Origin of the sequence: Stenotrophomonas lactitubi, assembly GCF_002803515.1 — a bacterium.
Classification (GTDB): Bacteria; Pseudomonadota; Gammaproteobacteria; order Xanthomonadales; family Xanthomonadaceae; genus Stenotrophomonas; species Stenotrophomonas lactitubi.
This window is the reverse complement of the sequence record NZ_PHQX01000001.1, coordinates 2,626,923-2,644,396: the sequence shown is the minus strand read 5'-3', so window position 1 is coordinate 2,644,396 and position 17,474 is coordinate 2,626,923. Positions and strand designations below refer to the sequence as shown.

General features: G+C 65.6%; 26 protein-coding genes and 1 tRNA gene. 16 read left to right on the top strand and 11 right to left on the bottom strand.

Annotated elements, in window-relative coordinates; all coding sequences use genetic code 11:
* The first annotated feature begins 100 nt into the window (after window positions 1–100).
* The 9 genes from rpmI to CR156_RS12460 all read left to right on the top strand — a co-directional run bounded on the left by rpmI (window position 101) and on the right by CR156_RS12460 (window position 5,807).
* Complete coding sequence (gene rpmI, locus CR156_RS12500) at window positions 101–298, top strand: 50S ribosomal protein L35 (RefSeq protein WP_002811096.1); 198 nt, start codon at window positions 101–103, stop codon at window positions 296–298.
* An 11-nt stretch (window positions 299–309) separates the two neighbouring features.
* Window positions 310–669 carry a 50S ribosomal protein L20 gene (gene rplT / locus CR156_RS12495; RefSeq protein ID WP_005410435.1) on the top strand — a complete coding sequence of 120 codons (360 nt, stop codon included), beginning with the start codon at window positions 310–312 and terminating at the stop codon, window positions 667–669.
* 194 nt (window positions 670–863) lie between these two features.
* A complete protein-coding gene (gene pheS, locus CR156_RS12490; RefSeq protein ID WP_089236281.1) occupies window positions 864–1,859 on the top strand; it encodes a phenylalanine--tRNA ligase subunit alpha in 996 nt (331 codons plus the stop codon).
* 86 nt (window positions 1,860–1,945) lie between these two features.
* The gene (pheT, locus tag CR156_RS12485; protein ID WP_100553083.1) at window positions 1,946–4,342 is read left to right on the top strand and encodes a phenylalanine--tRNA ligase subunit beta; all 2,397 of its coding nucleotides are present in this window, start codon (window positions 1,946–1,948) and stop codon (window positions 4,340–4,342) included.
* A 27-nt stretch (window positions 4,343–4,369) separates the two neighbouring features.
* Window positions 4,370–4,669 (top strand): integration host factor subunit alpha, encoded by a 300-nt coding sequence (locus CR156_RS12480; protein WP_005410432.1) that lies wholly within the window; start codon window positions 4,370–4,372, stop codon window positions 4,667–4,669.
* The gene (locus CR156_RS12475; protein WP_005410431.1) at window positions 4,650–5,006 is read left to right on the top strand and encodes a MerR family transcriptional regulator; all 357 of its coding nucleotides are present in this window, start codon (window positions 4,650–4,652) and stop codon (window positions 5,004–5,006) included. Before CR156_RS12480 ends, CR156_RS12475 begins: the two co-directional genes overlap by 20 nt.
* Window positions 5,007–5,073: 67 nt before the next feature.
* Window positions 5,074–5,150, top strand: a tRNA-Pro gene (locus CR156_RS12470).
* Between the two features lie 118 nt (window positions 5,151–5,268).
* Complete coding sequence (locus tag CR156_RS12465) at window positions 5,269–5,472, top strand: hypothetical protein (protein ID WP_100553082.1); 204 nt, start codon at window positions 5,269–5,271, stop codon at window positions 5,470–5,472.
* Window positions 5,466–5,807, top strand: coding sequence for a low molecular weight protein tyrosine phosphatase family protein (locus tag CR156_RS12460; protein WP_025876304.1), 342 nt, complete (start codon window positions 5,466–5,468; stop codon window positions 5,805–5,807). The genes CR156_RS12465 and CR156_RS12460 overlap by 7 nt, the downstream gene beginning before the upstream one ends.
* Here the strand turns inward: CR156_RS12460 and CR156_RS12455 are convergent.
* From CR156_RS12455 to CR156_RS12445, 3 genes are read right to left on the bottom strand one after another with little or no spacing between them, the layout of a single operon-like run.
* Window positions 5,777–6,226, bottom strand: coding sequence for a GNAT family N-acetyltransferase (locus tag CR156_RS12455; protein ID WP_100553081.1), 450 nt, complete (start codon window positions 6,224–6,226; stop codon window positions 5,777–5,779). The two genes, CR156_RS12460 and CR156_RS12455, sit on opposite strands and share 31 nt — an antisense overlap.
* The gene (locus CR156_RS12450) at window positions 6,223–6,576 is read right to left on the bottom strand and encodes a DUF6713 family protein (RefSeq protein ID WP_100553080.1); all 354 of its coding nucleotides are present in this window, start codon (window positions 6,574–6,576) and stop codon (window positions 6,223–6,225) included. The genes CR156_RS12455 and CR156_RS12450 overlap by 4 nt, the downstream gene beginning before the upstream one ends.
* A gap of 59 nt (window positions 6,577–6,635) precedes the next feature.
* Window positions 6,636–7,145 (bottom strand): DUF3011 domain-containing protein, encoded by a 510-nt coding sequence (locus CR156_RS12445; RefSeq protein ID WP_100460895.1) that lies wholly within the window; start codon window positions 7,143–7,145, stop codon window positions 6,636–6,638.
* Between the two features lie 273 nt (window positions 7,146–7,418).
* Here CR156_RS12445 and CR156_RS12440 point away from each other — a divergent pair, with 273 nt between their 5' ends.
* Entirely contained in the window at window positions 7,419–7,787 is a 369-nt protein-coding gene (locus CR156_RS12440) for a hypothetical protein (RefSeq protein ID WP_223880333.1), read from the top strand.
* A gap of 21 nt (window positions 7,788–7,808) precedes the next feature.
* Here the strand turns inward: CR156_RS12440 and CR156_RS12435 are convergent, their stop codons facing one another.
* Complete coding sequence (locus tag CR156_RS12435; RefSeq protein WP_409349572.1) at window positions 7,809–8,513, bottom strand: aspartate/glutamate racemase family protein; 705 nt, start codon at window positions 8,511–8,513, stop codon at window positions 7,809–7,811.
* 147 nt (window positions 8,514–8,660) lie between these two features.
* Here CR156_RS12435 and CR156_RS12430 point away from each other — a divergent pair, with 147 nt between their 5' ends.
* From CR156_RS12430 to CR156_RS12420, 3 genes are all read left to right on the top strand, one after another.
* A complete protein-coding gene (locus CR156_RS12430; protein WP_100553077.1) occupies window positions 8,661–9,293 on the top strand; it encodes a cation transporter in 633 nt (210 codons plus the stop codon).
* A 99-nt stretch (window positions 9,294–9,392) separates the two neighbouring features.
* Window positions 9,393–10,031: a LysE family translocator gene (locus tag CR156_RS12425; RefSeq protein WP_099819122.1), complete on the top strand. Its 639-nt coding sequence runs from the start codon at window positions 9,393–9,395 to the stop codon at window positions 10,029–10,031.
* 104 nt (window positions 10,032–10,135) lie between these two features.
* Window positions 10,136–10,309: a DUF1328 domain-containing protein gene (locus CR156_RS12420; RefSeq protein WP_025876319.1), complete on the top strand. Its 174-nt coding sequence runs from the start codon at window positions 10,136–10,138 to the stop codon at window positions 10,307–10,309.
* A 25-nt stretch (window positions 10,310–10,334) separates the two neighbouring features.
* On the opposite strand, the gene CR156_RS12415 is transcribed toward CR156_RS12420, so the two are convergent.
* The 5 genes from CR156_RS12415 to CR156_RS12395 all read right to left on the bottom strand — a co-directional run bounded on the left by CR156_RS12415 (window position 10,335) and on the right by CR156_RS12395 (window position 12,665).
* The gene (locus CR156_RS12415) at window positions 10,335–10,667 is read right to left on the bottom strand and encodes an SMR family transporter (RefSeq protein WP_089236273.1); all 333 of its coding nucleotides are present in this window, start codon (window positions 10,665–10,667) and stop codon (window positions 10,335–10,337) included.
* A 13-nt stretch (window positions 10,668–10,680) separates the two neighbouring features.
* Window positions 10,681–11,253 carry a TetR/AcrR family transcriptional regulator gene (locus CR156_RS12410; protein WP_100553076.1) on the bottom strand — a complete coding sequence of 191 codons (573 nt, stop codon included), beginning with the start codon at window positions 11,251–11,253 and terminating at the stop codon, window positions 10,681–10,683.
* A 76-nt stretch (window positions 11,254–11,329) separates the two neighbouring features.
* Window positions 11,330–12,085, bottom strand: a complete 756-nt coding sequence (locus CR156_RS12405; protein WP_100553075.1) for a transporter — start codon at window positions 12,083–12,085, stop codon at window positions 11,330–11,332.
* A 70-nt stretch (window positions 12,086–12,155) separates the two neighbouring features.
* Complete coding sequence (locus CR156_RS12400) at window positions 12,156–12,389, bottom strand: DUF1653 domain-containing protein (protein WP_100554160.1); 234 nt, start codon at window positions 12,387–12,389, stop codon at window positions 12,156–12,158.
* A gap of 12 nt (window positions 12,390–12,401) precedes the next feature.
* Window positions 12,402–12,665, bottom strand: a complete 264-nt coding sequence (locus tag CR156_RS12395; protein ID WP_100553074.1) for a hypothetical protein — start codon at window positions 12,663–12,665, stop codon at window positions 12,402–12,404.
* 416 nt (window positions 12,666–13,081) lie between these two features.
* On the opposite strand from CR156_RS12395, the gene CR156_RS12390 reads away from it, so the two are divergent.
* From CR156_RS12390 to CR156_RS12380, 3 genes are all read left to right on the top strand, one after another.
* The gene (locus tag CR156_RS12390) at window positions 13,082–13,288 is read left to right on the top strand and encodes a hypothetical protein (RefSeq protein ID WP_100553073.1); all 207 of its coding nucleotides are present in this window, start codon (window positions 13,082–13,084) and stop codon (window positions 13,286–13,288) included.
* A gap of 130 nt (window positions 13,289–13,418) precedes the next feature.
* Window positions 13,419–13,982 carry a DUF3011 domain-containing protein gene (locus tag CR156_RS12385; RefSeq protein WP_089236266.1) on the top strand — a complete coding sequence of 188 codons (564 nt, stop codon included), beginning with the start codon at window positions 13,419–13,421 and terminating at the stop codon, window positions 13,980–13,982.
* Between the two features lie 174 nt (window positions 13,983–14,156).
* The gene (locus CR156_RS12380; RefSeq protein WP_032978640.1) at window positions 14,157–14,360 is read left to right on the top strand and encodes a hypothetical protein; all 204 of its coding nucleotides are present in this window, start codon (window positions 14,157–14,159) and stop codon (window positions 14,358–14,360) included.
* A 232-nt stretch (window positions 14,361–14,592) separates the two neighbouring features.
* On the opposite strand, the gene dxs is transcribed toward CR156_RS12380, so the two are convergent.
* Both dxs and CR156_RS12370 read right to left on the bottom strand, forming a co-directional pair.
* Window positions 14,593–16,500, bottom strand: a complete 1,908-nt coding sequence (gene dxs / locus CR156_RS12375; RefSeq protein WP_100554159.1) for a 1-deoxy-D-xylulose-5-phosphate synthase — start codon at window positions 16,498–16,500, stop codon at window positions 14,593–14,595.
* 105 nt (window positions 16,501–16,605) lie between these two features.
* Window positions 16,606–17,271 carry an HNH endonuclease gene (locus tag CR156_RS12370; RefSeq protein ID WP_100553072.1) on the bottom strand — a complete coding sequence of 222 codons (666 nt, stop codon included), beginning with the start codon at window positions 17,269–17,271 and terminating at the stop codon, window positions 16,606–16,608.
* Window positions 17,272–17,474 lie beyond the last annotated feature (203 nt).

Sequence of the window (17,474 nt, the reverse complement as noted above, 5' to 3'; positions counted from 1 at the left end):
AGGACGGGTCGTACGCCGATCATGGCAGGACGGAAAGAGCGGCCCAGGCCGCCGCCAGATCAGTCAGAAACCAGGGTCATATCCCATCAAGGACATTGCAATGCCCAAGATCAAGACCAACCGGGCGGCGGCCAAGCGTTTCCGCAAGACCGCCTCGGGCAAGTACAAGTGCGGCCACGCCAACCGTAGCCACATCCTCACGAAGAAAGCGACCAAGCGTAAGCGTAACCTGCGTCAGACGAATCACGTCCGCGCAGAAGACGCAGGCCGTCTGGACCGCATGCTCCCTTACCTCTGAGGAACTGAAAAATGGCACGAGTTAAGCGTGGCGTACAGGCGCGTCGCCGCCACAAGAAAATCCTTGATCTGGCGAAGGGCTACTACAATGCCCGTCGCAAGGTCTTCCGCGTCGCCAAGCAGGCGGTCATCAAGGCACAGCAGTACGCCTACATCGGCCGTAAGCAGAAGAAGCGCAACTTCCGTTCGCTGTGGATCACCCGCATCAACGCGGCTGCCCGCATCAACGGCCTGAGCTACAGCCGTTTCATGAACGGCCTGCTGAAGGCTGGCATCACCCTGGACCGTAAGGTTCTGGCTGACATCGCCGTGCACGACGCAGCTGGCTTTGCTGCACTGGCCGAAAAGGCCAAGGGCGCACTGGCGGCATAAGTCCTTCCCGATGCCGTTGCCGTTCACGGAGAACGGTGTCAGGTAGAGGCAATGCATGGGGAAGGGCGCAAGTCCTTCCCCATTCTTTTTTGTGCCGGGCGCAGCCGTGCAGAAGGCGGGCGACCGGCAAGCGGTTGCGACGGCGCGGCCCTTCGTGCATCGCGATGGCAGACCGACTGGAGTTCCGGCTACCCATGAGCGACATCCAATCCCTCACTTCCCAGGCGCTGGCCGACGTGGCCGCCGCGCAGAGCCCGGACGCGCTGGAACAGCTGCGCGTGGCCCTGCTTGGCAAGAGCGGCAGCATCACCTCGCAGCTCAAGCAGCTCGGTGCGCTGCCGGCCGACGAACGCAAGGCGGCCGGTGAGGCCATCAACCAGGCCCGCGATGCGCTGAGCAGCGCGCTGGGCGAGCGCAAGGCAGTGCTGGAAGATGCCGCACTCGATGCGCGCCTGGCCGCCGAGGCGATCGACATCACGTTGCCCGGCCGCAGCGGCGAACGCGCCGGCCTGCACCCGATCACCCGCACCCTCGAGCGCATCACCGGCATCTTCGGCCGGCTGGGCTATGAGTTGTCCGAAGGGCCGGAGATCGAGGACGACTGGCACAACTTCGAGGCGCTGAACTTCCCGCCGCACCATCCGGCGCGCGCCATGCATGACACGTTCTACTTCGGTGACGGCCGCCTGCTGCGCACGCATACCTCCGGTGTGCAGGTGCGCTACATGGGCGAACACCAGCCGCCGCTGCGCATGATCGCCGCCGGCAAGGTCTATCGCAGCGACAGCGACCAGACCCATTCGCCGATGTTCCACCAGGTCGAAGGCCTGCTGGTCGACGAGCACTCGACCTTCGCCGATCTGAAGGGCACGTTGTCCGAGTTCGTGCGCGCGTTCTTCGAGCGTGATTTCGAGATGCGCTTCCGCCCGAGCTACTTCCCGTTCGTCGAACCCGGCGCGGAAGTGGACATCGCCTGGCAGCAGCCCGATGGCAGCACCCGCTGGCTGGAAGTGCTGGGCTGCGGCATGGTTCACCCGAACGTGCTGCGCAACGTCGGCATCGATCCGGAGCGCTACACCGGCTTTGCCTTCGGCCTGGGCGTGGAGCGTTTTGCGATGCTGCGTTACGGCGTCAACGACCTGCGCGCGTTCTTCGAGAACGATGTGCGGTTCCTGAAGCAGTTCGCGTAAGCCACAACCATGTCGTGCCGGGCCATGCCCGGCTGCACTTGAATCCGAAGCCCAGGCGCATGCGCCGGGCCCACCAGGGTGACCCCATGAAATTCTCCGAAAACTGGCTGCGCAGCCACGTCCCGACCACTGCCTCGCGCGATGAGCTGAGCGCGGTGCTGACCGCCATCGGCCTGGAAGTGGAAGACGTGACCGCGCTTGGCGATGGCCTGCAGCACGTGGTCGTCGCGCGTATCGTCGAAGCCGAACGCCATCCCGAAGCCGATCGCCTGCAGGTGTGCAAGGTTGATGCGGGGCAGGCTGAGCTGCTGCAGATCGTCTGTGGTGCGCCGAACGCGCGCCCGGGCCTGGTCGCGCCGCTGGCGATGGTCGGTGCGCAGATCGGCGAATTGAAGATCAAGCCGGCCAAGCTGCGCGGCGTCGAATCCAACGGCATGCTGTGCTCGGCCAAGGAGCTGGGCCTGGACAACGACGCTTCCGGCCTGCTGGAACTGCCGGATGACGCGCCGGTTGGCCAGACCCTGGTGGAGTACCTCGGCCTGCCGGACGCCAGCATCGAGATCAAGCTGACCCCCAACCGCGCCGACTGCTTCAGCATCCGCGGCATCGCCTATGACGTTGCTGCAGCCACGCGCAGCGAAGTACTGGATTTCATCGCAGAGCCGATCGCCGCCCACGGCAGTCGCGAGCTGGCGATCCAGCTCGATGCAGGTGCCGAAGCGCCGCGCTATCTCGGTCGTGTCATCGAAGGTGTCAACGCTGCGGCGAAGACTCCGTTGTGGATGGCCGAGCGCCTGCGCCGCAGTGGCGTGCGCCCGGTGTCGCTGCTGGTCGACATCACCCAGTACGTAATGCTCGAGCTGGGCCAGCCGATGCACGCCTACGATCTGGGCACCCTGCAGGGCACGATCGGTGTGCGTCGTTCGCGCGCCGGCGAAAACCTGAAGCTGCTGGACGGCCGTGATGCTGCGCTGGACGACAGCTTCCTGGTGGTTACCGACGCCGACCGCGCGGTCGGCCTGGCCGGCCTGATGGGCGGCTTCGATACGCGCGTTACCGATGCCACCACCGCCGTATTCCTGGAAGCGGCGCACTTCGCGCCCGCCGCGATCATGGGCCGTGGCCGCAAGCTGGGCCTGCATACCGATGCCGGCCACCGCTTCGAGCGTGGCGTCGACCCGGCGCTGCCGCGTACCGCCATCGAATATGCCACCCGCCTAGTGCTGGACCTGGCCGGCGGTACCCCGGCGCCGGTGACCGAGGCGGTGAACGCGGCCGATCTGCCGCAGCCGGCCACGATCCTGCTGCGCCGCGCACGCATCACCCGCGTGCTGGGCATCACCATTGAAGACGCCGAAGTCGAGCGCATCCTGCGCGCGCTGGGCATGCAGGTGGTGGTCGCTGGCGAAGGCTGGCAGGTCACTGCACCGAGCCGCCGCTTCGACATCGCCATCGAAGAAGACCTGATCGAGGAGCTGGCCCGGATCCACGGTTACGAGCAGATCCCGACCACGCTGCCGGGTGGTGCATCGCGTGTTGCGATGCCGACCGAGACCCAGCTGGACACGCTCAGCGTGCGCCGCCAGCTGGTTGCCCGCGACCTGCAGGAAACCGTCAATTTCGCCTTCGTCGACGACGCACTGCTGAGCCAGTGGCAGCTGCGCGACAACCTGGTGCCGTTGGCCAACCCGCTGTCGGCCGAGCTGGCAGTGATGCGTCCGGCGCTGCTGCCGGGCCTGGTCGCCACCCTTGGCCGCAACGCCGCCCGCCAGCTGGGCCGCGTGCGCCTGTTCGAGATCGGCCGGGTGTTCGCCCAGCAGGCCGGCGACGCGTCGCTCGGCGAAAGCCGGCCGGCACCGCTGGAAACCTCGCGCGTGGCCGCTGCGGTCTGCGGTGAAGCGCAGGCAGTGCAGTGGGGCCTGCCAACCCGCAAGGTCGATTTCCATGACCTGAAGGGCGACCTGGAATCGCTGGCCGCTGCCAGTGGCGCGGTGCTGGAGTTCCGCCCGTCCAGCCGTGCCTACGGCCATCCGGTGCGTTCGGCCGAAGTCTTCCGCGACGGCTTGGCGATCGGCTGGATCGGTCAGATCCACCCGCGCCTGGCCAAGGCGATGGACATCGACGTGGATGTGTACGCCTTCGAGCTGGATCTGGAGGCGCTGTCCGCCCGTGCGCTGCCGCGCGCCGGTGAACTGTCGCGATACCCGGCGGTGCGCCGCGACCTGGCCTTCCTGGTGCCTGAACAGGTGGCCTGGAGTGACCTGGCCGCGACCATCCGCCAGGCTGCCGGCCCGTTGCTGCGCGAGCTGAACCTGTTCGACCGCTACGTCGGCCAGGGCGTCGAGCCGGGATTCAAGAGTCTCGCTATGGGCTTGATTTTGCAGGACAAGTCGCGCACTCTGACGGACCGCGACGTGGAAGCGGTAGTGGCCGAGGCGGTCACTGCCATCGAGCGTGAACACCACGCCCGGATCCGCGGCTGAGCGGGCAGCACTCGGGGGTAGCAGGCAATGGCATTGACCAAGGCGGAGATGGCGGAAAAGCTGTTCGACGAAGTCGGTCTGAACAAGCGGGAAGCCAAGGAATTCGTCGACGCGTTCTTCGATGTGCTGCGTGAAGCATTGGAACAGGGACGTCAGGTGAAGCTGTCGGGCTTTGGCAATTTCGACCTGCGGCGCAAGAACCAGCGCCCGGGTCGCAACCCCAAGACCGGCGAGGAAATTCCGATTTCCGCCCGTACGGTGGTTACTTTCCGTCCGGGCCAGAAGCTCAAGGAGAGGGTGGAAGCTTATGCTGGATCCGGGCAGTAACCGCGAACTTCCGCCGATTCCGGCCAAGCGCTACTTCACCATCGGTGAAGTCAGCGAACTGTGCGACGTCAAGCCGCACGTGCTGCGCTACTGGGAAACCGAGTTTCCCAGTCTCGAGCCGGCCAAGCGCCGTGGCAACCGTCGTTACTACCAGCGCCACGACGTGCTGATGGTGCGGCAGATCCGCAGCCTGTTGTACGAACAGGGCTACACCATCGGCGGCGCGCGCCTGCGCCTGGATGGTCCGGATGCACGCGAGGAATCGGCCTTGAGCAACCAGATCATCAAGCAGGTGCGGATGGAACTGGAAGAAGTGCTGCAACTGCTGCGTCGCTGACCCATTTCCGCCGTAATCCGCTATACTTCACGGCCCGCCGCACTGGCGGGTACATCGCAGCATCAGTCGGGGCGTAGCGCAGCCTGGTAGCGCATCTGCCTGGGGGGCAGAGGGTCGTCGGTTCGAATCCGGCCGTCCCGACCACTGTGATGAAACAGACAAGCCTGCGCAGCGATGCGTGGGCTTTTTTGTTGCGGCGTTGTATCCTGCGCGCACTCGTACTACCGCGGCTGCTGAACCCGGTACTCACGAGAATACGATCATGGAAACGCAAAGGAACCGCGCCTGGAGGCGCTCGCAGTCGCGCCACCACGGCGGCGACCACACGGCACCACTGCCGATCTTCAAGCCGGAAAAGAACTGGAAGCTGATGTATACGCGTGGCGACAAGCTGCTGCGGGCGCGCCAGCTGGGTTTCACCTATCCGGTCCTCAGCCCGAGACAACTACTGGATCAGGAATGTTGAACCTGCTGTTTGTCTGCAGCCGCAACCAGCTGCGCAGCCCCACCGCCGAAGCGATGTGGCAGCGCCGGCCGGGTATCAGTGCGCGCTCGGCCGGCACCAGCCCGCACGCGCGCCGGCCCATCAGCCCAGCGGATATCCGCTGGGCTGATGTCATCTTCGTCATGGAGCCCAAGCACCAGCATCGGCTGCAGGCGAATTTCGCGCGCCTGCTTGAGCACACGCCGCTGCACTGCCTGGACATCCCCGACGACTATCGCTGCATGGATCCGGCGTTGATGGCGCTGCTGGAAGCGAAGGTTGCGCCTTACCTCACATCGTCAGTGGCGAAGCGGTAGATCAGCTCCGGATCGCCTTCGTCGAGGCCGTGCACGATCCCGCACTGCACGAAACCTGCGGCTGCCAGCAGCCGCTGCATGCTGGCATTGGACTGGTTGGTCGAGCTGAAAAGTCGGGTGCCCGCGCTGATCGACGTGGCATGCAGAAGCAACGCACGGCCGATGCCGTGTCTGCGCAGCGGCGCGGCCACCATCAGCATCTCGATGAAGGCCTCGCCGAAGAAGTGCCGATGCTGGACCCGGTAGCCAGCCAGCGTGCCATCGAGCTCGACAACGTGCATGTGGCCGTCCGCCAGCCACTGGCCGATCTGCGCGGCACGGCGTGGGTCATCGGCCGCAACGCTGTCCAGGGCGATCAGTGCCGGAAGATCCGTGCACTCGGCCGCGCGCACCCGAAGTGCTGGAGCCTGCGGGGTCATCGCCGACGGCTGCGCAGCAGCAAGCCGCTGCCGCTGACCAGGCAGGCCAGAAGCGTGAGCAGCGACAGCGGCAGGTGGAATTCATCGCGACCGGCCGCAGCGAAGCCGGCATGGATGAGGGCGGTGCCGATACCCAGCACGCCGCACAACAGCGCGTAGCGGCGCGCAGAACCCAGGCCGAGCACCACCTGGCGATAACCGTGCAGCAGTACGCCGATGGCAAGCAGATTGAACAGCAGGAATCCCTGGATGCCGCCGGGCACCTGGAACATCTGCCACTCCTGCCAGAACGCGGCATCGATCTGATGCAGCAGCAAGGACATCATCGTTGCCAGATACCAGCGTTCCATGCGGTGTTTCCTGCTGTGAGAGCCTCATTCTAGCGAGGATGGGTGCGCAGCCATCGCACTCAGTAGACGCGGAATTCGGCGCGGCAGCCGTCGCTGACCCATACGCCGCGTCGGTCCCAGCCCCAGTTGCGGTCCTCGGTGCAGGTGGTGACCGACTTCTGCTTGACCAGCCGCACGTCATGACGGACGCGGATGCGGCACTGTTTCTCCTTGTTTTCGTAGGATTCGCAGACCAGGCGCTCGCCATCGCGATCACGGTCACGGTCACGTCCGGGCCAACGACCTCGCCCACGCTCTTCGGCGACGAATTCGGCGCGACAGCCATCGGTAACCCACAGCATGCCGCGGCGCTGTCCCCAGTTGTCGTCTTCCACGCATCGCGTCACCGACAGCTGCCGCGCCAGTCGCGCACGTCCTTCGAACGGGCACTGCTGGGTCTTGTTGAAGTGTGATTCGCAGGTCGTGCGCGGCGATGACTCGCTGTCGTAATCCTGGGCCGAGACCGTGGTTGCGGCCAGCAGCAGGGCAAGCGCAGAACCGCCCAGGGGCAGTAGCAGGCGAAGGCTCATTGAAACCTCGGGTTGGGAATGGGACGCAAGAATGGCGCACGTGCGGCGCTCTGCGACGACCGGGGCCCGCGCTGGCTCAGGACGGATTTATAAGTGTCCGGCAGCGCATGCAGGGCGTTACATCCCGTATCATCCCCGGCACATCCGATTGCATCGGTTTACAGTTTTTTACACGTTCCAGCGCTTTCGAACGCGACCTCCGGGCCTCGCCCGTGGCTGCTGGCGCGGGTGCGGACAAGGATGTGCGGACCACGACGACCACAGGGGGTTGCGTTGATCAGCAGTATCGTCATTCATCGGTCGGCCGGCACAGGCGCGGTCGAAGTGCAGGTCCTGGACACGACGTTCAAGGGCAAGCGTGTTTTTGTTGCCTGGGGCCTGCGTGGCCTGGAATTGACCCGCCAAGCCGAGCCGGAAGATACGGTAGCGGCCCGGCGTGCCTTGCGGCTGGTTTCCCGCCAGGCCGACGGGCCGCGCAGCAGTGAGATTTTCATCGCCAACCAATCGGGCGTGGCGATCAGCGTCTACCGGATGCTGACCGAAGCCCGCAGCGGCGACGCCGTGTTCTTCCTGTGCGATTCGCCACCGGTGGTGGAATGGCTGGTCACTTCGCTGGAAGTGCAGCCCGAACCGACCGCGTGACCGGGTGCACGGCGATGTGCGTCATGCCAACGCCGCGTCCACCGCCGCGCGCGCATGCAGGGTCGTGGTGTCGAACAGCGGCACCGGGCTGTCTTCGGTACGTACCAGCAGCATGATCTCGGTACAGCCCAGGATGATCGCTTCGGCACCGCGGGCAACCAGGCGTTCGATCACCTCGACGTACACCTGCCGTGATCGCTCGCTGACCACGCCGGCGATCAACTCCTGGTAGATGATCGCGTGCACATCGCGACGGTCGTCGGCCTCCGGAACCAGGACGTCCAGGCCGAAGCGCTCGCTCAGCCGCCCACGGTAGAAGTCCTCTTCCATGGTGAACGCCGTGCCGAGCAGGCCGACACGCTGCAGACCGGCCTGCACGATCGCCGTGGCGGTCGGGTCGGCGATGTGCAGCAGGGGCAGCGGGCAGGCCGCCTCGATCTCACCAACAAGCTTGTGCATGGTGTTGGTGCAGATCAGCAGCAGTTCGGCGCCACCGGCCTGCAGCCGCTGGGCCGCATCGACCATCTCGTTGCCCAGTGCGTCCCAGTCGCCGTCATGCTGCAGCTGCTTGATGCGGGCGAAATCCAGCGACCACATCAGCAACTGCGCCGAGTGCGCGCCGCCCAACCGCGCGCGTACCTCTTCGTTGATGAGGCGGTAGTACTGCGCCGAACTTTCCCAGCTCATGCCACCGATCAGGCCAAGCGTCTTCATGCGTGTCTCCATGCCGGGGAGTGCCATTGCAGCACAACCGAGGTCGGGATGCTGCGTGCCGGCTTGGCCGGACGCGCAATTACGGGCGGATCCGTCGCAGCAGCTGCCGACACGCCTGATCGGCGTGATAATGGGGTACGACAGGCAGAGGGCAGGGCGATGGGCGAATGCTGTGGCTGCGGCAAGACGCTGGATGTGGCGGCCATGCAGGCGCGCCACCGGCGTGTGCTGTGGATCGTGCTGCTGATCAACCTGGCAACCTTCCTGATGATGGTCGGCGCGTCGTGGTACAGCCACTCGTCCGCGCTGCTGTCCGGTGCGCTGGACAACCTGGGTGACGCCGCCACCTACCTGCTGAGCCTGCTGGTGGTGGGTGCCGGCGTGGCGGCCAAGGCGCGGGTTGCGCTGTTCAAGGGCGTGCTGATCCTGGCGGCGGCGGTGGCAGTGGCGGTACAGATCGGATGGCGGCTGGCGCATCCGCAGGTTCCCCTGTTCGAAAGCATGGGCCTGGCCGCGCTGCTGAATCTTGCCGCGAATGGCTTCTGCCTGTGGCTGCTGACGCCGTATCGCAATGACGACGTGAACCTGGCATCGGCCTGGGAATGCGCGCGCAACGATATCTTCGAGGGCATTTCGGTGGTGCTGGCGGCGGCGCTGGTGGCGCTGTTTGGTGCCGGTTGGCCGGACCTGCTGGTCGCCGTCGCACTGCTGGTCGTGTTCCTGCGCTCGGCGCTGCGGGTGCTTCGCATCGCGATGGCCGAACTGCGTGCGTCGCGCGTTGCCAGCGGCTGAGCCGCAGCAGCTGTAACCGTCGAATCGACCTTGGACTGTGCATGGTGGTGACAGCCGCTGCGCACTATCCTTGCAGGGATTATTCCGGTGGACGAAGTGATGGCCCTGCATACCTGGTGGTGGTTCCTGGCGACAGTGTTCGTGCTGTGCGGCACGCCGGGTCCGAACATGCTGCACATCCTGGGGCGCAGTGTCGGCCTGGGCTTCCGTCGCAGCGTGCCCGCCATGGCCGGTTGCCTGCTGGCGATGCTGCTGGTGCTTGCGGCGTCCGCGGCCGGCCTGAGCGCGGTGCTGCGCTCGTCGCCGATGCTGTTCGATGTGCTGCGCTATCTGGGTGTGGCCTACCTGGCCTGGTTGGGCATCAAGGCCTGGCGGGACAGCTGCCGGCAGGCGCCGGTGGCGACAGACGTCGATGCAGCCCTGGCGCCGGTGCATGGTGCCTGGGCGGTGTTCCGTGGTGGTCTGCTGGTGGGGCTGAGCAATCCCAAGCTGCTGCTGTTCGCCGCGGCGTTCCTGCCGCAGTTCGTCGACCCCGCGCGTGGCCAGGCCGTGCAGTACACGGTTCTGGTGGCCACCTTCGCTACCTGCGAACTGTTCTGGTACGTGATGTACGCGGCGGGTGGACATGGGCTGCGCCGTTGGCTGGCAAAGCCCTTTGCGCAACGCTGGTTCGAACGCCTGGTCGGCAGCGTGTTTCTCGCCTTCGCAGTGGCGCTGCTGCGCTTCCGGCCGCGCTGAGCCGGATCGTTTCACGCCGCGCCTGCGACCTGTTCACGCGTGTGGCATCGCGGCCTGCCTAACCTGATCGCACCTTCAGTATTCCCGTCAGGGAGAGGATCGACATGATCAAGTGGGCCATCATTTTCGCCATCATCGGCCTGATCGCCGGCGCGCTGGGTTTCGGCGGTATTGCCGGCGCCGCGGTAGGGATCGCCAAGTTCCTGTTCTGGGCTGGCATCATCATTGCGGTTGTACTTTTCGTGCTTGGCATGACCGTCGCGAAGAAGGTCGCCTAGCCCGGCAGTTCGTGCAGCGGCGCGCTCAATGCGCGCTGCTGTGCGAGAACAGATTGATGACCAGTACGCCGGCACAGATCAGGCCGATGCCGATCAGTGCCGGCGCATCCAGGCGCTGCTTGAACACCAGCAGGCCGATCAGCGAGATCAGCACGATGCCGACGCCGGACCAGATGGCATAGGCAATGCCGGTGGGGATCGACTTCATCGTCAGCGACAGCAGGTAGAAGCACACACCGTAACCGGCGAGCGCGCCCAGCGTGGGGCCGAGGCGGGTCATGCCTTCCGATGCCTTGAGCAGGGAGGTGGCGATCACTTCCAGCACGATCGCGCCGGCCAGGTAGAAATAGGGGTTCATCGCAGTCTCCCGCTCATGCCGGTTCGCACAGCTTCAGTGCCTCCAGGGCCATGGCCTGGGCGTTCTGGCGTTCGTTTTCATCCAAGGGCCGCCCATAGGCGGTGGCCCAGTACCCATCGGCAACGCAACGCGCGGCATACAGCCGCGGATCGCAGGCTTCATCCGGAAACTCGGCCAGCATGCCGCGCAGCCACGTTCGCCAGTACACCAGCAGCGCCGGCTCCAGCATGTTGCCCATGGTGAGCCCGATGTCGTTGATCTGCTCCTGCTGCAGCAGATGTTCGAAATTGACCTGCACATAGGCACGGCTGAAGCCGCCATGGCGCGGCGGGGACTGCCGCAGCACCTCGCGCACTCTGTCCTCGAAGTCGGCGATGAGCGAAGTCAGCGTCGCCTCGATCAGGTCCTGCTTGCTGCCGAAATGATGGAACAGCGCGCCCTTGCTGACACCGGCCGCGTCGGCGACGTCCTGCACGGTGAGGGCCGCCAGTCCATTCTGGCCGATGGTATGGGCGGTCGCGTGCAGCAGCGCCTGGCGCACGCTGTCGGGCGCCTTGCGGCGGGAGCGGGGAGGGGATTCTGGCATGGGGGACGAAACCGACTGGACGGTATGATTGTAGCGCGGGGGCGATGCGCCCGACGCGCACGATCAGTTCAGCAGGTCACTGCAGATAGAACGCGATGCCGGTGCCGAGCTGCAGGTCGGGGCTGTTGCGATTGAGGCCGAGATCGAAAGAGGCGTCCAGCTGCACGTTCGGCCGCAGCATCCAGGTCAGGCCTGCGCCGGCGATGGCCTGGTCGGGTTGCTGCCTGGCGTGGGTAAAGCCGGCTTCGAGATAGGTGCCCAGCCGCTCGGTCACGTTCAGCGCGAGAGTCGGCGACCAGGTCGTGCTGCGCTCGCCTGCGCCGCGCTGATGGCTGCCATACAGCGCACCGCTCCAGCGGTCGTTGAAGGTGTGTTCGACGCTGGCGGCCAGCGCGTACTGGCGGCCATCGCTGAAGGCGGCATCGCCACGTGCGATCACACCGCTTGCCAGCAGCGCCCAGGCCGTGCGCTCGGTACTGCCAGGACCTGCCCATTTCACTCCGACGGTGCTGTCGCCGGCGCCGCGCTGCTGCGTGCGTGGCATGTCAGGGCCACGTTCGCGCTGGCGCTGCCACGGTGTGGACGCCAACTGCAGTTCCCAGCCCGGCGCCAACCCGGTGCGCAGCAACAGGTCGCTCGACAGCGAGGTCGTACGCAGGCCGTCGCGATCACGATCGCGTTGATAGCTGGGCAGGCCCACTTCGACGGCAAGGCCGCCACGCGGCACCGTGTCAGTGCCGAAGCCGATGCCGGGACGGTCGAAGCTGGGAGGTTCTGCGGCCAGCACCGAGGTGCTGGCCAGCGACAGGACGATCAACAGGGTGTGGCGCATGCGGGTTCCGTCTCGCAGGAATGCTTCAGCATGCCCGGCGATGCCGTGCGCGCGGCGTGAGCCGCGGCGCTCAGTCGCTGATGCGGGCGAAGCGTGCCTGCGGGCCGTGCTCGCCGGGCACCTGTTCAATGAACATCGGATAGGGACGCACCCACAGTCCGCCTTCGCCGTACAGGGCGCGATAGAGCACCATCGGCTGCAGCGTTTCACTGCTGCGGACGATGTCGATCACCTCGTACTCGCCACCTTTGAAGTGGCGGTAGCGGCCAGGTGTCAGCGCGGGCAGTGGGGCCAGGTCGGTCATCGGCAGCACCCGTTACCTGCGCGCCGGCGTTGCCGGGGTGGCGCAGTAGGCGTCGATGGCTTCGGCAGTGTTGGCCAGGCCCTGCGCTTGCGCCAGTTCCCATGGGCGCTCGCAGCGCTGGCTGTGCTCGCACCACTGATAGCCGGCCGAACCGATGCATCCGTGTGCATCGCGATCACCACCAACCACGGGCGTGGCGGTGTCATGGGTGACCGGTTTTTCCGGGCTGGCGCACGCGGCCAGGGCCAGCAGCGGGATCAGGAACAGGACTTTCATGGGTGCGGCTCCGTGCCGTAAACCGACAGTTTGTTCGGTCCCCGCAGCAGCGGCAAGCATCGCTGGCCAATCCTCAACTCAGCGATGCGCGGACCAGTTCCTCGATCAATACCACGTAGCTGGCGGCAAAATAGAACTTCAGCAGCGTCGAACGCTGCAGTGGAAGCGAGGTGCGCATGTGGAAGGGGCCCCTGTTGATGACGATAGTGTGAAGCGCGGCTGACTTCGTGACAAGGGTCACGGAATGGATTTCCTAAATGGCCTCAGGGATGTGATGGGCGGCGCTTTCTGAGGTGCCGGTAGGGAGTTTTCGGATAAATCCGATAGGTCTTCCCCGGGGCGCTGGCTAGGCTGGTCGGGCATCGGAGATCGGCCTTGCGCCGGTCCCGGATTTCCCAGAAACGCAGGAGCCCACCATGGTCATCACTGTCCAATGCACCGCCCAGCGCTGGTCCGTCCTGGATCCGCAGACACGCGCGACCGAAGAGTTCAGCACTGGTGCGGCAGCCTTCGACGCCGCTGCCTCGCGGGCCAGCGAACATCACTGCCGTACCGGCCAGCACAGCACCGTGCGCGTGGAAGCACTGGGCACCGCGGTCGACGCGCTGCACTTCGGCCGCTGAGCCGCCGCAGCCGCAGTCAGTTGCGGTTGGGTTGGTTGAATGGGGGAAAAACCGCCGTCGCAGCTCCCTCTGTGCGCCACGCCCGGAATCCCCGATGCTTGCCTCCACCGTATTCACCTGGAGACGAGGGATGGGCAAGGGACTCACTTGGCGCACCGTGGCGTGCACCCTGTTGCCGATGATGGCTGCCGCTGGCGGCGTGCAGGCGCAGAACTATGGCTACGACGATCGCTACGATGATCGTGGTGGCAATGGCATCGTGCGCTGCGAATCGATCAAGAACCGCAGCAACGAGTGCCGGCTGGAAGGGCGCGCGCGCATGATCCGCCAGTTGTCCGGCTCCCCCTGTGTGGAAGGTGAGACCTGGGGCCAGTCCCGTTACGGTGTCTGGGTTACCCAAGGCTGCCGTGCCGAATTCGTCGGTGAATACCGGCGACCGGGCGGTGGCGGCGGTGGTTGGGGCGGCGGTGGTGGCAACGGCTGGGGCGGAAGCCAGTGGGGTGGTGGCGGCCAGGTGATTGCCTGCCATTCCAATGACCGGCGCCAGCAGTACTGCGATGCACAGGTTCGTCGCGGTGTGCGTCTGGTCCGGCAGGAATCGCGCAGTGCCTGCATCGAAGGCCAGAGCTGGGGCTGGGACCGCCGTGGTATCTGGGTCAGCAACGGCTGCAGGGCCCAGTTCCAGGTGAATTGAGCGGCCGACGCAATCGGCTCAAGATCAGAGAAATCTGATAGCGATCACACTTCTTTCCTCGTATTGTCGACTCCCGGGACGCCTTGCGCGTCCAGGTTCGCACTGGCCATCCCTGTCGCGCCTGGTGCGGTCATTCTCTCGTCGTCGATACGCTGTTCAAGGAGTGAGCAACGCATGTTGATCCGACTGCAATGTGAGCAGCGCCAATGGCGCGTGCTGCACCCGGACAAGCCGGAACCGATCGAGTTCCGCGATGGCGTCCGTGCCTTCGATTTCGCCGAAACCCTGGCCCGCCTGCATTTCACCGATACCGGCCAGCGCGCCTCGGTGCGGGTGGAGTCCAGCGGTGCTTTTGTCGAGGCGATCAGCTACGGCTGACAGCGCCGTTCGCCGGCAGGGTTTGCGGCATCCACGCATGGCGTGGATCTACTTTTGCGCCGGCACCCTGGCAGATCCACGCCATGCGTGGATGTATTTCTGCGCCACCAGCGCCCGGTAGATCCACGCCATGTGTGGATGTATTTCTGCGCCACCAGTACCTATCCACGCCATGCGTGGATGAGGGGCTTGGGGAGCCACGCATGACGTGGCCCCGTAACCCTGGCGGCGCTCAGCCCGCCGCGCTCAGTGGCGGATTGCCGGCTGCCAGTTGCGGCCAGCGCTTGAGCAGGGCCGCACGGATGCCGGCGGCATCGATGCCGGCCTCGGCCAGCAGGTCCTCGCGGCTGGCGTGATGCTGGAAGGCATCGGGCAGGCCCAGGTGCAGGATCGGGCGCAGCACGTCCTCGGCATTGAGCAGTTCGGCCACGGCCGAACCGGCGCCGCCCGCCACCACGTTGTCTTCGATCGTCACCAGTGCGTCGTGCTGGTTGGCCATGGCCAGCACCAGTTCGCGATCCAGTGGCTTGACGAAACGCATGTTGACCACGCTCAAACCCAGTTCGCGACCGACCTGTTCGGCGGCGGCGACGGTGCTGCCGAAGGCGAGCAGGGCGACGCGGTTGCCCTGCAGGCGCAGCTCGCCCTTGCCGATCGGCAGGGTCGACAGATCGCTGCCGGCATCCACGCCAGTACCGCTGCCGCGCGGATAGCGCACTGCAGCCGGGCCGGGGTGCTGCAGGCCGGTGCTGAGCATCTGCCGGCACTCGGCTTCGTTGGACGGAGCCATCACCACCATATTCGGCACGCAGCGCAGGAAGCTGAGGTCGAGGTTGCCGGCGTGGGTTGCACCATCGGGGCCGACGACGCCGGCGCGGTCGATCGCGAACAGCACATCCAGATCCTGGATGGCCACGTCGTGCACCAGCTGGTCGTACGCGCGCTGCAGGAAGGTGGAATAGATCGCGACCACCGGCTTGCCACCCTGGGTGGCCATGCCTGCAGCCAGGGTCACCGCGTGCTGCTCTGCGATGGCCACATCGAAGTAGCGCTGCGGATACTCCTTGCTGAAGCGCACCAGGCCCGAGCCTTCGCGCATCGCCGGGGTGATGCCATACAGGCGGGGCTCTGCCGCGGCGGCGTCACACAGCCAGTCGCCAAACACATCGGTATAGGTGGGCTTCTTGGCGCCGGTCTTGGCCACCAGACCCTTGTCCGGATCGAACGGGCCCACCGCGTGGTAACCGATCTGGTCGCCTTCGGCCGGCTCGTAGCCCTTGCCCTTGGTGGTCATCACATGCAGCAGCTTCGGGCCCTTGGAGGCACGCAGCGTCTTCAGCGCAGACAGCAGCGCCGGCAGGTCATGGCCGTCGATCGGGCCGGTGTAATGGAAGCCCATTTCCTCGAACATCGTGGACGGCACGAACATGCCCTTCCAGTGTTCTTCCCAGCGCTTCACGAAACGGGCGGGGTTGTTCTTCTTGTCGCCGAGGATCTTCTTGCCGCCTTCGCGCAGCGCATTGAGCGTGCGGCTGCCGGTGGCGCGGCCGAGCATCTTGGTCAGCCCACCCACTGCCTCGGAGATCGACATGTTGTTGTCGTTGAGGATCACCAGCAGGTTTGGTTCCGGCTCCATGCCACCGGCGTGCATGAGCGCTTCGAACGCCATGCCGGCGGTCATCGCGCCGTCGCCGATCACAGCCACGACCTTGCGGTCGTCACCTTCGGTCTGGCGCGCGATGGCCATGCCCAGCGCTGCAGAGATCGAGGTCGAGGAGTGGCCAACACCGAAGGTGTCGTATTCGCTCTCTTCGCGCTTCGGGAACGGCGCGACGCCATCCTTCTGCTTGACGGTGTGGATCTCGTCGCGGCGGCCGGTCAGGATCTTGTGCGGGTACGTCTGGTGGCCGACGTCCCAGACCAGCTGGTCGACCGGGGTCTGGTACAGGTAGTGCAGGGCCACGGTGAGCTCGATCACGCCCAGGCCAGCGGCGAAATGGCCGCCGCTTTTGCCAACCGATTCGATCAGGTAGGCACGCAGTTCATCGGCAACCGCCGTCAGTTCGGATTCGTCGAACGTGCGCAGGTCATCCGGTGTCTGGATGCGCGCGAGGCGGGGATAGCGGGCAGAGTCGATCATCATGTTCGCACTTGTTCTGAACGCCCATTTTCGCCCTCAAACGGGGGTGGGGCAAGCAAACGCCGCCGTCCGTGACAGGACGGTGAGGGTTGCATTCCCGGCAGTTCAGGTGCAGAGCTTGGAACGCTTGGGCAGCTGGGCCCTCAGGAACGCCATCTGGTCGGCCAGGATGTTGCGGTTGGACAGGATCAGGTGCTCGATCCAGCTCGGCCGGTAAGGCACTGCCAGCAGCGGCATGCCGGCCTGTTGCGGGGTGCGGTCGCTCTTGCGCGAATTGCAGTGGAAGCAGGCGGTAACTACGTTTTCCCAGGTATCCAGGCCGCCTTTGGACAAGGGCATGACGTGGTCGCGGGTGAGGGTAGGGCGTCCGAACTGCTGGCCACAGTAAAGACAGAGATGGGCGTCGCGGGCGAACAGGGCCGGGTTGGTCAGGTTCGGCGTCGGGTCCAGCGCGCGTGAGCGGGCGTGGCCGCGCGCGGCGATGATCGGGTGCAGGTCCATCCCGCTCTGCATGCCACTGCGACGATTTGTCCCACCGTGGATGTGCAGGCAGGGGTCGCCGAGGGTCCAGGCGACGGCATCGCGGGCGTAGAGGCAGGCTGCGTCCTGCCAGGTGATCCAATCCAGGACCCGCCCGTGATCATCAAGTGAGAGCAACCGGACCGTGCCGGGGCGATGCAGCGTCGTGGCGTTGGGCGATGCTTCGGCGCCCGGAGCAGAAAACGGAGCTCCGGCTTCGATCAGACCCAAGCGTGTAGTGTCTGTCTCCATCGGGAAAACAGCTTATACCTGAATCATTGCGATTTGGGTATCGCCCGGAGGGCGAAACCCAAATCGCAATGATTCAGGTCCGCGCATTCCACCTAATCCCCGCACCTGTCGGTGCGCCCCCTTTAACAAAAGGGGGCTTTTCTCCAGATGGATTTCGGGGGTTTCCATCCACGCGTGGCGTGGATCTACGTGTCGACCAAGGT

Excerpts from the sequence above, each read along its gene's own strand:
- rpmI (WP_002811096.1), top strand. The coding sequence starts at position 101 with ATGCCCAAGATCAAGACCAACCGGGCGGCGGCCAAGCGTTTCCGCAAG.
- rplT (WP_005410435.1), top strand. The coding sequence starts at position 310 with ATGGCACGAGTTAAGCGTGGCGTACAGGCGCGTCGCCGCCACAAGAAA.
- pheS (WP_089236281.1), top strand. The coding sequence starts at position 864 with ATGAGCGACATCCAATCCCTCACTTCCCAGGCGCTGGCCGACGTGGCC.
- pheT (WP_100553083.1), top strand. The coding sequence starts at position 1,946 with ATGAAATTCTCCGAAAACTGGCTGCGCAGCCACGTCCCGACCACTGCC.
- CR156_RS12480 (WP_005410432.1), top strand. The coding sequence starts at position 4,370 with ATGGCATTGACCAAGGCGGAGATGGCGGAAAAGCTGTTCGACGAAGTC.
- CR156_RS12475 (WP_005410431.1), top strand. The coding sequence starts at position 4,650 with ATGCTGGATCCGGGCAGTAACCGCGAACTTCCGCCGATTCCGGCCAAG.
- CR156_RS12465 (WP_100553082.1), top strand. The coding sequence starts at position 5,269 with ATGGAAACGCAAAGGAACCGCGCCTGGAGGCGCTCGCAGTCGCGCCAC.
- CR156_RS12460 (WP_025876304.1), top strand. The coding sequence starts at position 5,466 with ATGTTGAACCTGCTGTTTGTCTGCAGCCGCAACCAGCTGCGCAGCCCC.
- CR156_RS12455 (WP_100553081.1), bottom strand. The coding sequence starts at position 6,226 with ATGACCCCGCAGGCTCCAGCACTTCGGGTGCGCGCGGCCGAGTGCACG.
- CR156_RS12450 (WP_100553080.1), bottom strand. The coding sequence starts at position 6,576 with ATGGAACGCTGGTATCTGGCAACGATGATGTCCTTGCTGCTGCATCAG.
- CR156_RS12445 (WP_100460895.1), bottom strand. The coding sequence starts at position 7,145 with ATGAGCCTTCGCCTGCTACTGCCCCTGGGCGGTTCTGCGCTTGCCCTG.
- CR156_RS12435 (WP_409349572.1), bottom strand. The coding sequence starts at position 8,513 with ATGGAGACACGCATGAAGACGCTTGGCCTGATCGGTGGCATGAGCTGG.
- CR156_RS12430 (WP_100553077.1), top strand. The coding sequence starts at position 8,661 with ATGGGCGAATGCTGTGGCTGCGGCAAGACGCTGGATGTGGCGGCCATG.
- CR156_RS12425 (WP_099819122.1), top strand. The coding sequence starts at position 9,393 with ATGGCCCTGCATACCTGGTGGTGGTTCCTGGCGACAGTGTTCGTGCTG.
- CR156_RS12420 (WP_025876319.1), top strand. The coding sequence starts at position 10,136 with ATGATCAAGTGGGCCATCATTTTCGCCATCATCGGCCTGATCGCCGGC.
- CR156_RS12415 (WP_089236273.1), bottom strand. The coding sequence starts at position 10,667 with ATGAACCCCTATTTCTACCTGGCCGGCGCGATCGTGCTGGAAGTGATC.
- CR156_RS12410 (WP_100553076.1), bottom strand. The coding sequence starts at position 11,253 with ATGCCAGAATCCCCTCCCCGCTCCCGCCGCAAGGCGCCCGACAGCGTG.
- CR156_RS12405 (WP_100553075.1), bottom strand. The coding sequence starts at position 12,085 with ATGCGCCACACCCTGTTGATCGTCCTGTCGCTGGCCAGCACCTCGGTG.
- CR156_RS12400 (WP_100554160.1), bottom strand. The coding sequence starts at position 12,389 with ATGACCGACCTGGCCCCACTGCCCGCGCTGACACCTGGCCGCTACCGC.
- CR156_RS12395 (WP_100553074.1), bottom strand. The coding sequence starts at position 12,665 with ATGAAAGTCCTGTTCCTGATCCCGCTGCTGGCCCTGGCCGCGTGCGCC.
- CR156_RS12390 (WP_100553073.1), top strand. The coding sequence starts at position 13,082 with ATGGTCATCACTGTCCAATGCACCGCCCAGCGCTGGTCCGTCCTGGAT.
- CR156_RS12385 (WP_089236266.1), top strand. The coding sequence starts at position 13,419 with ATGGGCAAGGGACTCACTTGGCGCACCGTGGCGTGCACCCTGTTGCCG.
- CR156_RS12380 (WP_032978640.1), top strand. The coding sequence starts at position 14,157 with ATGTTGATCCGACTGCAATGTGAGCAGCGCCAATGGCGCGTGCTGCAC.
- dxs (WP_100554159.1), bottom strand. The coding sequence starts at position 16,500 with ATGATCGACTCTGCCCGCTATCCCCGCCTCGCGCGCATCCAGACACCG.
- CR156_RS12370 (WP_100553072.1), bottom strand. The coding sequence starts at position 17,271 with ATGGAGACAGACACTACACGCTTGGGTCTGATCGAAGCCGGAGCTCCG.